General features: G+C 41.1%; 10 protein-coding genes. 2 read left to right on the top strand and 8 right to left on the bottom strand.

The genetic code is table 11. The features are described 5' to 3' along the window. The first annotated feature begins 368 nt into the window (after positions 1–368). Positions 369–1,664, top strand: coding sequence for an MFS transporter (locus PR809_RS12640; RefSeq protein WP_272524537.1), 1,296 nt, complete (start codon positions 369–371; stop codon positions 1,662–1,664). A 67-nt stretch (positions 1,665–1,731) separates the two neighbouring features. Here PR809_RS12640 and PR809_RS12635 read toward each other — a convergent pair whose 3' ends face one another. Beyond that, positions 1,732–2,862: a hypothetical protein gene (locus PR809_RS12635; protein ID WP_206276874.1), complete on the bottom strand. Its 1,131-nt coding sequence runs from the start codon at positions 2,860–2,862 to the stop codon at positions 1,732–1,734. Then, positions 2,859–4,112 (bottom strand): hypothetical protein, encoded by a 1,254-nt coding sequence (locus PR809_RS12630; RefSeq protein ID WP_241098781.1) that lies wholly within the window; start codon positions 4,110–4,112, stop codon positions 2,859–2,861. The genes PR809_RS12635 and PR809_RS12630 overlap by 4 nt, the downstream gene beginning before the upstream one ends. 378 nt (positions 4,113–4,490) lie before the next feature. On the opposite strand from PR809_RS12630, the gene PR809_RS12625 reads away from it, so the two are divergent. Then, a complete protein-coding gene (locus PR809_RS12625; protein WP_102137967.1) occupies positions 4,491–5,204 on the top strand; it encodes a UTRA domain-containing protein in 714 nt (237 codons plus the stop codon). An 88-nt stretch (positions 5,205–5,292) separates the two neighbouring features. Here PR809_RS12625 and PR809_RS12620 read toward each other — a convergent pair whose 3' ends face one another. From PR809_RS12620 to PR809_RS12595, 6 genes are all read right to left on the bottom strand, one after another. Continuing rightward, on the bottom strand, positions 5,293–6,975 hold the full coding sequence (locus tag PR809_RS12620) for an electron transfer flavoprotein-ubiquinone oxidoreductase (protein ID WP_102137968.1): 1,683 nt from the start codon (positions 6,973–6,975) through the stop codon (positions 5,293–5,295). Positions 6,976–6,986: 11 nt separating this feature from the next. Further along, on the bottom strand, positions 6,987–7,937 hold the full coding sequence (locus PR809_RS12615) for an electron transfer flavoprotein subunit alpha/FixB family protein (protein ID WP_206276875.1): 951 nt from the start codon (positions 7,935–7,937) through the stop codon (positions 6,987–6,989). Between the two features lie 15 nt (positions 7,938–7,952). Continuing rightward, positions 7,953–8,708, bottom strand: a complete 756-nt coding sequence (locus PR809_RS12610) for an electron transfer flavoprotein subunit beta/FixA family protein (RefSeq protein ID WP_206276876.1) — start codon at positions 8,706–8,708, stop codon at positions 7,953–7,955. 152 nt (positions 8,709–8,860) lie between these two features. Next, positions 8,861–10,300, bottom strand: coding sequence for a purine-cytosine permease family protein (locus tag PR809_RS12605; RefSeq protein ID WP_272524536.1), 1,440 nt, complete (start codon positions 10,298–10,300; stop codon positions 8,861–8,863). 275 nt (positions 10,301–10,575) lie between these two features. Further along, a complete protein-coding gene (locus PR809_RS12600) occupies positions 10,576–11,715 on the bottom strand; it encodes an acyl-CoA dehydrogenase family protein (protein ID WP_166264284.1) in 1,140 nt (379 codons plus the stop codon). Next, the gene (locus tag PR809_RS12595; RefSeq protein ID WP_166264282.1) at positions 11,712–12,896 is read right to left on the bottom strand and encodes a CaiB/BaiF CoA transferase family protein; all 1,185 of its coding nucleotides are present in this window, start codon (positions 12,894–12,896) and stop codon (positions 11,712–11,714) included. The genes PR809_RS12600 and PR809_RS12595 overlap by 4 nt, the downstream gene beginning before the upstream one ends. Positions 12,897–12,898 lie beyond the last annotated feature (2 nt).

Genomic DNA, 12,898 nt, shown 5'->3' with positions numbered 1-12,898 from the left:
ATTTAGAGGAAATGATTTAATTAGTAATCTTTAGTGATGATATCTAATATGGCCACGTATAATTAGTAATGTATAGTATTAACTGTATTTATTGGATTCTAATTATAATTTCCTAATTAGCGGTTATATTTCCATATAATAAGTTAAAGTTGTCTATTTTTTCAATGTGTCATTGGAAAGAGACCTTTCTCATCTTGCATGTGCAGATTTACTGCAAACTATATCCATTTCCTGCATTAATTTAACCTTTAATTAACATTAAGCATTGTACTTTACCTTAGAAACGTTGAGTGTAACTAAGTCACCTTGGACTCAAGAAATAGGCTTGTAATTAAAAAAATCAAACCCTCACCATAAGAGAGTTAGCCATGACAATGCAAACAATCGCAGTGAAATCATTTGGTTCTACAAAAACAACATCTAAAGTTTTACTCATTTGTTGGATGAGTATTTTATTTGAAGGTTATGATGTCGGTGTTATGGGGGCAGTTTTACCTACACTTGCTGAATATAAACAGTGGAATTTATCTCCTCTAGAACTAGGTGCTTTGAGTAGCTATGCGCTTGTTGGGATGTTTTTCGGCGCGTTTATCATCGGTACTTTGAGTGAATTGTATGGTCGGCGCCGCATGTTACTGGCTTGTGTTACCTTATTTTCATTGACCATGTTAGGCGCAGCATTCGCACCAACGCCTTGGCTTTTTGGTTTAATGCGTTTTATTGGTGGCATTGGTTTAGGAGGAGTTATTCCTGTTGCAGCGGCACTCACGATTGAATATTCCCCAACAGAAAAACGCTCTTTTAACTATGGAATTATGTATTCAGGATATTCATTAGGTATATTAAGTGCCGCGCTCGTCGCAATGTGGTTATTAGAACACTTTGGTTGGCGTAGCGTGATTGCATTTGGTGCATTACCTCTATTACTTATTTGGCCAATGGCGCGTATTCTGCCTGAGTCATTAGAATATTTGACACACAAGGGCTTACATTCTGAAGCTCAAACTCTCGCTAAAAAACTCGACATTGATTACCAATCATCTTCAGAATATGTGCAACATAAATCACAAAGTATTAAAGTGATTGTAGCAGTCGTATTTGCTTGGCGTCATTTGCGTGCCACCGCTTGCTTCTGGGTTGCATTATTCTGTGGGATGCTATTAGTTTACGGGTTAAATACTTGGCTGCCATCTATTATGCGAAAAGAAGGTTATAACCTTGGCTCCAGTTTAACATTTTTAATTGTGTTCAGTTTAGCCTCCGCATTAGGTGGATTATTTCTCGGAAAAATTGCAGATAAATATGGCGTACGTAATTCTGTCGCATTTTTCTTTTTACTGGGTGCAATCGGTGTGGGTTGCTTGATATTCAAGCAAAATATCTATATGAATTACGTTCTCGTGGCTTTTGCAGGTGTTGGAAGTATTTCTGCCGCACTCATATTAACGGGTTATATTGCCAATTATTATCCATCCAATGCACGAGCTTCCGCAACAGGTTGGGCCCTCAGTTTTTCTCGAATTGGCGCAATGACAGGCCCTATGTTTGGTGCTTATATCGCTAGCCTGGGGATTGCCACTAGCTGGAATTTTATTGCTTTTGCTATCGTTGCCGTCATCGCAGCTACCGCGGTTATTTTGTTACCTAAACAACGCGCACTATAATGACAAAAAAGGATAGGGTTTTCCCCTATCCTTCTTGAATGAGAACGCATTAAACCATCACTAGGTATCAATGCAAAGATTGATAAGAAACTTGAGCTCCCTTAGTTAATTTATCTTCATTCGAATAAGTACTTTCTATTTCAATTAAGGATTGATCCGCCATATTGTATATTTTGTTATACAAAGGAAACTGAGGACGATAACGGATCTCTTTCGTGGCAAAATCCATCATTAAATATTGTTGCGAACCTCTAACTATATTCGAAACAATTAAACCTTGATTGCCGACTTCTAAGCTGTTCATGTGGTTATAACCGCTTTCTGCCATCACCTCAAAATTACCATTAGTATGAAATTGCATCAAAGAAAATAAGCGACGTGAGGGCTCTTGAGCAACTACAAAAATATCACCATTACGATTTTGTGCTGATTCATTGATCCTGACAGGCAGCCATTTACTGCTAATAACCTGTTTTGTTGAGATATCCATAATAACTTCTAATGATCCCATTTGATTGCCATAGCTATACCACATCACTATTTTATCTCGATATGTTGCATAAGAAAAATTTGAATTTCCTTCAATTTCTTCAGGATATAATGACTTGGCTAAATCTCGAACATTCATAAAATGTTCCCATGTCATTCCTTTATCAGCACTGATAAAAATATTTTCATTATCCGCAACAACATAGAAAGGAGAGCTTTTAGATAAGTAGATTTTTCCCATAATCAACGTTGAAAATAGCTTGCCAGTTTTTTTACTCCAAGGTGTAAATTCACTCACTGAAAAATCAGTTAAGTTAATTTTTTGATAGCCATCACTGAACATCATTAAACATTGTTTTCTTTCACAAACCGCATTATAGAAACTTTGATCGCTATGAGTAATAAAATGCACGCCATTATTATCTGCAAATAAAATCTGGTTATCATATTCGCTTGAAGGCATATAAGTATTATAAGAAGAGTAATAATAATTAGAACGGCCACTTTTTTTAGCTACAATTAGCATCCCATTTTCTGCTGGAAATGTTGTTGCAAAATCATAACTACCAATCGGGAAGCTATTTTCATTGTGGTTTTTCCACTGCCAATCAACCGTACCAGCACGAATAAAAATAATAAAAGTGAAAGCGAGACTTAGTGCAAACACCAAAGCCAAAAAGAGAAAACGTTTACTCAGAAATGGGTTCATGAGCGCACCTCCGTCACATAATCCGTTTGGCCATTATTACGACGTAAATGCTTCAAAATATATTGCGCTTGATAATACCCACTTCCACGCTGAGATAATTTAAAATATATCGCCACGCACAAAGCAATAAGAAAACTGATACCGAATAAAATCGTTACTGCGAAACTGATAAATAGCACACCTGTATCCACAATATTAACCCAGTCCCAATAATCCCAATATCCGCCTTTCTCTAGGGTTTCGGAAATTGATAACCCTCCGGCCATAAAGACAAAGAACATTAAAAGTAAGCAAACGAACCCCCACAGCCCGAAATAAAAACCTCGTTCTTGAGGAGCCCCCTTACCAATCAAGCTATAGGCAAGTCCGTCTTGGTGATTGTAAATACCAAAAATTACCTGATCTTTTGAATGCGCTTGGATATTTTTATGAAAAACCTCAAGTTCGTCACCTTGGGCAATAAAGAGATTATGGTTGTTAAATAATGGCTCATTAGCTGAAACCAAAACATCCATATGGCTTTTATTAATCTGCAAGCCGACATGATTAAGCTTTTGTTCTGTATCCCCTCTTGCAACGGTTAAGCTAAGGGTTGAGGTAATATTAACCTTCCCACGAGTGGTGAGTAATGACGCTTTATCACGATAATTATCGACTGATTGACGCAATTTACGGGCTTTGGCTTTCGAGGTTTTAATCCCTGGAATGTTAATTTCCTGCTCTTGCTCGCTTTTTTGGTATTGCCCATCAATAACCAAATCCAACGCCTTTAAAATTCGCTTTCGTTTTGGACTTAAAATATATTTGGTTTCGGCCAATGCAAGGCCAAACAGAACGATCCCGCCGAAAGCTGCTAAACCTAGAATTGCCACTAGGATGATCATTAAGAAACTATCATCTGCATTAATAAAACAGTAATACACTGCAGGAATTAGCATCATTAACAACAATGAAACTAAATATTGTATTCCTAACTTTCGAGTAAAACCGACTGTTCTGTCAGGCTCTAAACGACCATGCTTTTCATGGTAAACCCATTTAACCCAATAGCTTCCATCGTTCATCTCTTCTGCGCAAATTATCAAAGCGTCACCTTGCTGTATGCGCTCTAAAAAAATTTCGCTATTTGAAAAATCATCCTGATTAAAGAAAAATACTTTTTCACAAGCAATCAGTCTTACCATCCCCATTGGGCTGACATTTCGATAATCACACTGAGTAAGATTGACATGGAAATATTGAGCTCGCATGAATAGTGCCTAATTTGCTAAGTAAATTTAACATTATGATAATAAATAAAGGTATATAGCCCTAGCAAAACTTACCTTATAATAAAATAATTCAGACAATGATTAACGCCTTTAACCGCCAATTATCTTAGGCGTTATACTCTAAATAATTCATGGTGCAGTTAGGCGACAAATGAATGAGACGCTAGGAGCCTACACCAGTAGGTGACTAGTGCGAATGAGTGCAGTCAACAACACGGCAACGTGAAGTATGACGAGTATAACTAGCAAAGCCCATAATTACTGATAAACTGCATTACATACAAAGTTTGTGAGTGAAATGTGGCAATAAAACAATTTTACCACTCCTTCCTTTAACAATAATTTTGAATGACAGCGATGACATCACAACCTGCATATAAGCAAATCCAGTCTTACATTTTACGCAGTATTGATTTAGGAATTTTTAAGCCTGAAACTCAAATTCCCACAGAACTTGAGCTGTGCGCTCAATTTAATGTGAGCCGTATGACGGTGAATAAGGCCATTTCCGAGTTAAGCCAAAAAGGGATCTTGAATCGTATTGCAGGAAAAGGCACATTTGTTGCCACTCAAAAACATGAACTCCCCGTTACAAAAGCATTTGATATTTTTGATGAAATTTCAACAAGCGGTAATAAATATAGCGGTCACCAATTACAGCTTAAAATTATTTCGGCATCAGCAGAAATCGCACTACAGCTAGGAATTAGTGAAGGAAGTGATGTGGGTTACTGTAAAGTTCTACATTTTGAAAATGATATTCCTTTAATGTTAGAAGAACGCTATGTTAATCATGCCATTGTGCCTGATTTTGTTAAGCAAAAATATGGTGACACTGAAACGCCGAGCGGTTATTTACAACGCCATTTTCCTGTTAGTGAAATGGAACATACCATTGAAGCCGCATTAGCCACAAAATCCATTGCTCAATCATTATCAATTAAAGAAAACTCACCTTGCTTACAACTTAGCCGTCGCACTTGGACAGGTAGCACTCTAATTAGCTACGTTAATATGATCACAGCTGGCTCGCGTTACAAATTAAAATTACATTCGCGAATTGAGAATTAATGCAAAATAAAAAAATGGGGCAAAATTGCCCCAAAGCGACTGATAAAACAAAAAATATCAAGCACAACTACATCACAACAAATTCGTTTTACATTCCCTGATAAATAGGGCCTTCGCCTCCTTGAGGGGCTGTCCAAGTGATATTCTGTAACGGGTCTTTAATATCACAAGCCTTACAATGTAGGCAGTTTTGCGCATTAATTTGCAGTTTTTCTTCGCTCTTATCCTCTACAATTTCATAGACTCCCGCGGGGCAATAACGCGTCTCGGGCGCAGCATATTTCATTAAATTAACTTGGATAGGGACATTAATATCCGCCAGTTTTAAATGGCAGGGTTGTTCCTCTTCATGATTCGTATTCGATAAAAACACGGAAGAAGGCTTATCAAAAATTAATTTTCCATCGGGTTTTGGGTAATTTATTGGCGAAAAATTTCGTGCTTCTTTTATTCCTTCATGGTCTGCGTGTTTTAGCTTTAAAGTCCACGGACTACGGCCTTTTAATAACAATTGTTCCGCACCAAATAACATTGACCCAATCACTAACCCTTTTTTCATATAGGGTTTAAAATTGCGTGTTTGATAAAGTTCTTGATATAGCCAGCTCTCTTCAAATAGCTGGCGAAATTGTTTTTTAAACTGTGAATAGTCAACCATTCCATTCTGGTTAGCACTGAACCAGGCTTCTGCTGCTAATAACCCACTTTTCACTGCACAGTGTGTACCTTTAATTCGAGCTGCATTAAGAAAACCTGCATCATCACCGATTAGTACACCACCGGGAAAGCTCAATTCAGGTAACGCGGCCAGCCCACCGGCCACCATCGTTCTAGCGCCATAGCTAATACGCTCTCCCCCTGATAAAAAAGCACTAAACTCAGGGTGGGTCTTTAAACGCTGAAACTCATCAAACGGTGATAAATAAGGGTTTTCATAATTTAACCCGACTACCAAACCCACTGCGACTAAGTTATCTCCATAGTGATAAGCAAAGCCGCCGCCATAGGTGTGGTTATCTAGGGGCCAACCAACAGAATGCACAACCAGCCCTGCTTGGTGTTGCTCTTTGGGAATTTGCCAAATCTCTTTGATGCCCAAGCCATAGGTTTGTTTACCGCTCTCTGCGGCTAAATTAAAATGATTTATCAATCTCTTACCTAGCTGGCCACGGCACCCTTCCGCAAAAAAGGTCATTTTTGCCAGTAAATTCATACCTGGTTGGTACATCGCTGTTGGGTTGCCTGATTTATCCAGCCCCATGTCTCCGGTGGTGACGCCTATTACTTGGTTTTTATCATCAAACAGCACGTCAGTGGCAGCAAATCCGGCAAAAACATCAACACCTAATCTTTCAGCTTCAACGGCAAGTGCAGCACTTATCTGCCCTAAGCTACCAATGAGGTTGCCATTATTTTTCAAACAGCTTGGCAATAAGGATAGGGGTAAATGGCTCGCTTTATTTTCTTTCAACCATAAAAAACGGTCATGGTTTACAGGGGTTAAAGAAGCCGACACCTTTTGTTGCCAATCTGGCAGCAATTCATCAAGAGCCCGAGGGTCTATCACCGCGCCAGATAAAATATGAGCACCTATCTGCGCACCTTTATCAATTAAACAAACTGATATCTCTGTGCCTTTCTCTGCTGCTAGCTGCTTTAATCGTATTGCTGCAGATAACCCTGCGGGTCCACCACCGACAATCAGGACATCGAACTCCATCGATTCCCGCTCGGGAGCCTCGTTTATCTTATCAATATTGTCGATAGCCATTTGTCCACCTCTTACGCTAATGCTTTGTCAAATTCCGGTAAGATCTCAAATAGATCGCCAACAATGCCATAATCCGCGACTTGGAAAATCGGTGCCTCAGGATCACTATTAATAGCAACGATCACTTTACTTTCCTTCATACCAGCAACATGTTGAATTGCCCCGGAAATCCCTACTGCGATATATAAATCGGGTGCAACAATTTTCCCTGTTTGTCCTACTTGGTAGTCATTTGGAACAAAACCAGCATCTACCGCAGCACGTGAAGCACCCACCGCAGCGCCAAGTTTGTCAGCTATCGTTTCCAATAACGCAAAGTTGTCACCTGAACTCAAACCTCTCCCCCCTGAAATAACCACTTTTGCAGAACTCAATTCCGCACGGCTTACTTGGGTTAGAGATTGGCTTTTTAACTGACTACGCAAGGGAATATCAGCAAAGGAGACTTTTTCAATTTCAGCATGATTTTGCGCTTCATATCCCCCTGAAAATGCCGAACTACGCACCGTAATGACCACCTGCTGGCCATTATTTTGTACTGTTGCTAATGCATTTCCTGCATAAATAGGCCTAATAAAAGTTTGAGGATCAATAATTTGGGTAATGTCTGAAATTTGTGCGATCCCTAACGTTGCCGCAACCCGTGGAGCAATGTTTTTACCAAATGTCGTCGCTGGAAACAGTAAATGGGTATATTCTTTTGCGATACTTGCCACTGCATGGCCCATCGGCTCTGCAAGTTGGTTTTTAAGGTTATCTGATTGTATTTCTAGGACTTTACTCACGCCCTGTATACTTGCAGCTGACTGAGCGACCTGTTCCGTCTCACTTCCTGCAACTAATAAGTGCAAATGACCACCAGCTGTGAGAAGTTGCTTTGCAGCGTTAATACTATGATAAGTAGATGTTTTTATTGTTTGATTATCATGTTCGACAACCACTAATACCGATATTTGGCTCATAGATATTTTCCTCGATTAAATCACTTCTTTCGCTTGTAATGCACTAACTAGCTCTGTCGCGCTGCTTAACAATGTGCATTGCCCCGCTCGTTTTTTAGGTTCTGAGACACTCAGCGTTTTAATTTGCCCTAGTGGCGTAAAATCCATCTCAGCAATATCGATAATATCTAACGTTTTTTTCTTAGCTTTCATGATATTAGGCAAAGTAGCATAACGAGGTTCATTGAGCCGTAAGTCCGTTGTGATAACCGCTGGTAATGGCATCTCTAACGTTTCTAAGCCACCATCAATTTCCCTTGTCACTTGCAGTAACTGGCCTTCAAGCTTCACTTGTGAGGCAAATGTTGCCTGCGGGTAGTCCAATAATGCACTAAGCATTTGGCCGATTTGATTACAGTCATCATCAATCGCTTGTTTACCTAATAAAATAAGATCTGGCTGTTCCTTTTCCACGATTTGTTGAAGTAAACGTGCAATATCCAGTGGTTCTAAGGTTAACTCTTCAGGCTTTTGGACTAAAACCCCGCGATCTGCCCCAATCGCCATCGCACTGCGTAATGTATCTTGATAACTAATATCACCAACGGAAACAGCAATAACTTCTGCCGCTTTTCCCGCCTCTTTTAAACGTACAGCTTCTTCGACAGCAATTTCATCGAAGGGGTTGATGGCCATTTTGACATTTGCCAGCTCAACTCCTGAACCATCGGCTTTCACTCTTATTTTGACGTTATGGTCTATCACTCGCTTCACTGCGACTAAAATTTTCATAGCAACTCCTATCCCAATTCTTCAGCGATTGGTGGGTATGGTAATGTTCTAAAATCGTTTTTTAGGTTGAGAGAAACCGTAACAGTGATATTCACACTGCTACTGGCTATCTCAATTTTTACTATTTTGAATGCTAATTTTTTATGAAATGGTTATTTACTCGTAGGTAATATCAATCTGTCTGCCACTGACATAGGCCATTTTTTAATCGCCACATAGTAAATAACGCTGGTTGCGACTAAACCCACAATCCATGAGATATCAACCCTGCCCAGTTTTTCGACTAAAGGCCCGGTATAGAAGCCCGTGGAAATAAATGGCAATTGAATCAATACCCCAACGATGTAAGTGATAATCCCAACTTTATTCCAACGTCCATAACGGCCATTTGGATTAGCTAGCTCAGGTACATCGTAGCGGCCTTTAGTGACCCAATAGTAGTCAACGAGATTAATTGCACTCCAAGGGGTAAAAAATGCGAGTAAAAACAGTAAGAAGGCAGAGAATAACTTTAAGAATGAGTGCTGGCCTGCTAACCCTAAAGCGGTCGAGAAACTCACCATCAGAATGATGAAAAATAACCTTTGTCCGCGAGAAATTTGGCTTTTCCCTCGGAAACCACACCAGATCGCTGCCATAGACATAAAGCTACCATAAGCATTCAGTGCAGTTATGGTCACTTTCCCATAAAAAATACTGATGTACAGCAACGCCGCGATTAAACCTGTGCTACCTAACCCTACGATATAAGAGACTTCGTTACCTGCAAATTGATTGCCGGCAAGCGCTGCGGCAAAAACCCCTAAAATCATCGATGCTTGCGTACCAATCACTGTACCTGAACCGACGGCCAAAAAGGCTTTAATTGTCGGGGTTTTAGTCGGTAAATAGCGAGAATAGTCAGCAACATAAGGCCCAAATGCAATTTGCCAAGAAGCGGACAATGACATCGCTAATAGAAAGTTCGTCCAGCTAAAATGGCGGTTTTCGAGTAGTATTGAGACATCATTCATATAAAACAGACGGAAAAATAGATAGAAGAACGTAATTACGCCGATAACGCTCGCCACTTTCCCTAAAATATGGATGATGCGATAACCACAAATTGTGATGCCGATTATCACCACACCAAAAATGATAATTCCCACCCAATCCGTCACATGTAATAACTGACCGACTGCTTGCCCTGCCAGCACAGTACCACTAGCAGAAAATCCGACATACATCATACAAACCAGTAAGATAGGGATAACTGCACCGTATACGCCAAACTGTACACGGCTCGAAATCATTTGTGGTAACCCCAATTTCGGCCCTTGCACCGCATGCAAGGCCATCACCGCACCACCTAATAATTGGCCAATAAATAAGCCTATTAATGACCAGAATACATCGCCACCCAGTACCACAGCCAAGGCACCAGTGACAATTGCGGTTATTTGCAAATTAGAACCAAACCAAAGTGTGAATTGGCTTGATAAGGTGCCGTGGCGCTCGGACTCTGGAATGTAGTCGATGGAACGCGCTTCGATTAAAGGTACATTCTCCTGCCGGGCTTTTTGCCCTGTTGCGATGTCGTTTGAAACTGTCATGGTAACTCCTCTTTAAGCAAGGCTGGCTTAAAGAATGAACCAATTAATCGTAATGGAACCGCAATAACTACAGTTGTAAGGTACAGTTATTAAGCATTACGCTGGGTGATGTTTTATCTGTTATTCACCCTAAATAACTAATTGAAATACATTCTTAAACCTGATTGTTGTTGTGTTTTTAATTCCATGATCCTGTTGTCAGGTAGTGCTTCCTATGGTGCTCCATAAACCAGTAAACGCCTGTCCCGCTTACTGGCTCAATACTGATAAATAACTTAATGGGCGTCTAAAACGGCACGTGAAATAATAATTTTTTGTATTTCTGACGTCCCTTCAAAAATTCGTAAAATCCGTGCATCCCGCACATAACGCTCGAGAGGCAGGTCACGAATATAACCGTAGCCTCCGTGAAGCTGTAATGCTGCATCCGTAACAAAACCTGCGCATTCAGCTGCAAACAATTTTGCCGTAGCAGATTGCAAACTAAAACGTTCCCCTGAATCACGTAATTCCGCAGCTTGCCAAGTCAACATACGAGCAGCTTCCAATTGCGTGTGCATATCCGCAATACGCCATTGGGTTCCTTGGTAAGCCGCTAATGGCTTTTTACCAATTTGGCGTTCTTTTACCCAGCCTAAAGCACTTTCCATCGCGGCTCGAGCAATACCTAGTGAGGTTGCGGCCACTTCGACGCGCCCTTTATCTAAAACTTCCATGGCGGTATGAAACCCTTTGTTTTCCTCTCCCAGTAATGCAGATTCAGGTAGCCAACAATTCAGTGCTAATTCATAAATGGTGCTACCCCGTAACCCCATGGTTTTTTCAGGTTGAGAAAATGCCACACCTTCCGTGCCTTTAGGGATCATGAATGCGCTGATCCCGCGAGCCCCTGCTTCTACATCCGTTTTCGCATATAACACGATGAAATCAGCTTCTTTGGCGTTAGTAATATAGTGTTTATTACCCCGAATGCGCCAGCCACCATTTTCACGAGTTGCCACGGTTCGCATATCTGCAGGGTTAGAGCCAGCAGCTGGCTCAGTTAAGCCAAATGCACCTAATAATTCCCCAGCTGCGGCTTTTGGTAACCAATGCTGTTTTTGCTCTTCTGTACCGCCAATCAGAATTGAATCTGTCGCTAAAAAATGCGCTGTTAGAGCCGATGAAGTCGAAGCACAAGCCGCTGCAACCGCTTCTACCACCTTACTCATCGCTACACTACCAATACCAAAACCGCCATACTGTTCAGGTAAATTAATTCCCCAACAGCCCATTTCCCCCAACGCTTGTAAACTTTCAGCGCAAAAAGTTTCGGTTTCATCGTATCTTTGTGCATTCGGCTGTAAAATGTCGTGACAGACTTTTTCTATCGCATCCACAACGGCTTGTTCTGTTTCATTAATATCAAAACTCATTGCATCGTCTCCGCATTTTTAATTGTTGTTTTCGCTGGCTTATAAACTGCGTTTGCCTCACCTAATTTCGGAGCCCGGTGGGTCGAATGAGGTTTCTTTCCATTAAAAAAAACCGGTTGAGAAACCAATGGCGTTCCTCCGTCATTCAGGTGTGTTAGCACTTGCCTCACTTGGGCATGCTCACTTTGTGTGGCTTGGTGTAAATTATGGATTGGTGAGGCAGGCACACCCGCGTTTAATAATATGTCGCATACCTCTTCAACGGTTTTTTGGCATGTCCAACTTTCGATTTCTTCTCGAAGCTCAGCTTGGTGCTGTGTTCGACTCGGGTCATTAAGGTAACGTGGGTCGTGGCATAACTGCGGTTTTTCCATACACTCGCAAAAGCGTTGAAATAACTTTTCACTGGCAATCGCGATAACCACTAAACCGTCTTTTGCTTGATAGGTATCGAATGGCGTGGATACTGGATGGCGGTTCCCCACTAAGCTCGGGGCCTTATCATTCGCAAATAAGTTTGAAAGCCCAGTTAACTGCATGCTTAATAAGACATCCACCATCGCCACATCAATATACTGTGCCGCTTCGCCATGACGCTCTCGCGCAAATAACGCACTGCTTATCGCCCATGATGCAAACATCCCTGCACACACATCGCCAATTGACTCACCGCTACGTGTTGGCCCCGTTTCTGGGAAACCCGTGACACTCATTAGGCCCGACATCGCTTGTGCCACGATGTCATAAGCGGGATAACTGGCTAATGGGCTATTTTGTCCAAAACCAGAAATACTGGCGTAGATTAATTGGGGGTTGTGCTGCTTCAAGCTATCGAAATCGATACCAAGTCGTTGAGTCACACCAGGGCGAAAGTTTTCAACTACCACATCACTTTCTTGGATTAATTGGAATAGAATAGCTCGGTCTTCATCCGCTTTAAGATCCAATTCAATACTGCGTTTACCTCGGTTAATCAAACCGTAATAAACACTTTCGCCATCAATGAATGGCCCTAAATGGCGGCTATCATCACCGTGGTTGGGAACTTCGATTTTGATCACTTCAGCACCGAGATCGGCCATCATACCCGTGCAATAAGGGCCGGCTAACACACGGCTTAAATCGATCACTTTGATCCCCGCCAGTGGCCCTTGTCTTTTCTGAGTTAACGCAGCATTCATAC

Source organism: Providencia sp. PROV201 (genome assembly GCF_028479545.1).
Classification (GTDB): domain Bacteria; phylum Pseudomonadota; class Gammaproteobacteria; order Enterobacterales; family Enterobacteriaceae; genus Providencia; species Providencia huaxiensis.
The sequence above is the reverse complement of the archived record's forward strand: the minus strand, read 5'-3'. Positions and strand labels throughout refer to the sequence as shown.

Coding starts and splice junctions, on each gene's coding strand:
- PR809_RS12640 (WP_272524537.1), top strand. CDS start 369: ATGACAATGCAAACAATCGCAGTGAAATCATTTGGTTCTACAAAAACA.
- PR809_RS12635 (WP_206276874.1), bottom strand. CDS start 2,862: ATGAACCCATTTCTGAGTAAACGTTTTCTCTTTTTGGCTTTGGTGTTT.
- PR809_RS12630 (WP_241098781.1), bottom strand. CDS start 4,112: ATGCGAGCTCAATATTTCCATGTCAATCTTACTCAGTGTGATTATCGA.
- PR809_RS12625 (WP_102137967.1), top strand. CDS start 4,491: ATGACATCACAACCTGCATATAAGCAAATCCAGTCTTACATTTTACGC.
- PR809_RS12620 (WP_102137968.1), bottom strand. CDS start 6,975: ATGGCTATCGACAATATTGATAAGATAAACGAGGCTCCCGAGCGGGAA.
- PR809_RS12615 (WP_206276875.1), bottom strand. CDS start 7,937: ATGAGCCAAATATCGGTATTAGTGGTTGTCGAACATGATAATCAAACA.
- PR809_RS12610 (WP_206276876.1), bottom strand. CDS start 8,708: ATGAAAATTTTAGTCGCAGTGAAGCGAGTGATAGACCATAACGTCAAA.
- PR809_RS12605 (WP_272524536.1), bottom strand. CDS start 10,300: ATGACAGTTTCAAACGACATCGCAACAGGGCAAAAAGCCCGGCAGGAG.
- PR809_RS12600 (WP_166264284.1), bottom strand. CDS start 11,715: ATGAGTTTTGATATTAATGAAACAGAACAAGCCGTTGTGGATGCGATA.
- PR809_RS12595 (WP_166264282.1), bottom strand. CDS start 12,896: ATGAATGCTGCGTTAACTCAGAAAAGACAAGGGCCACTGGCGGGGATC.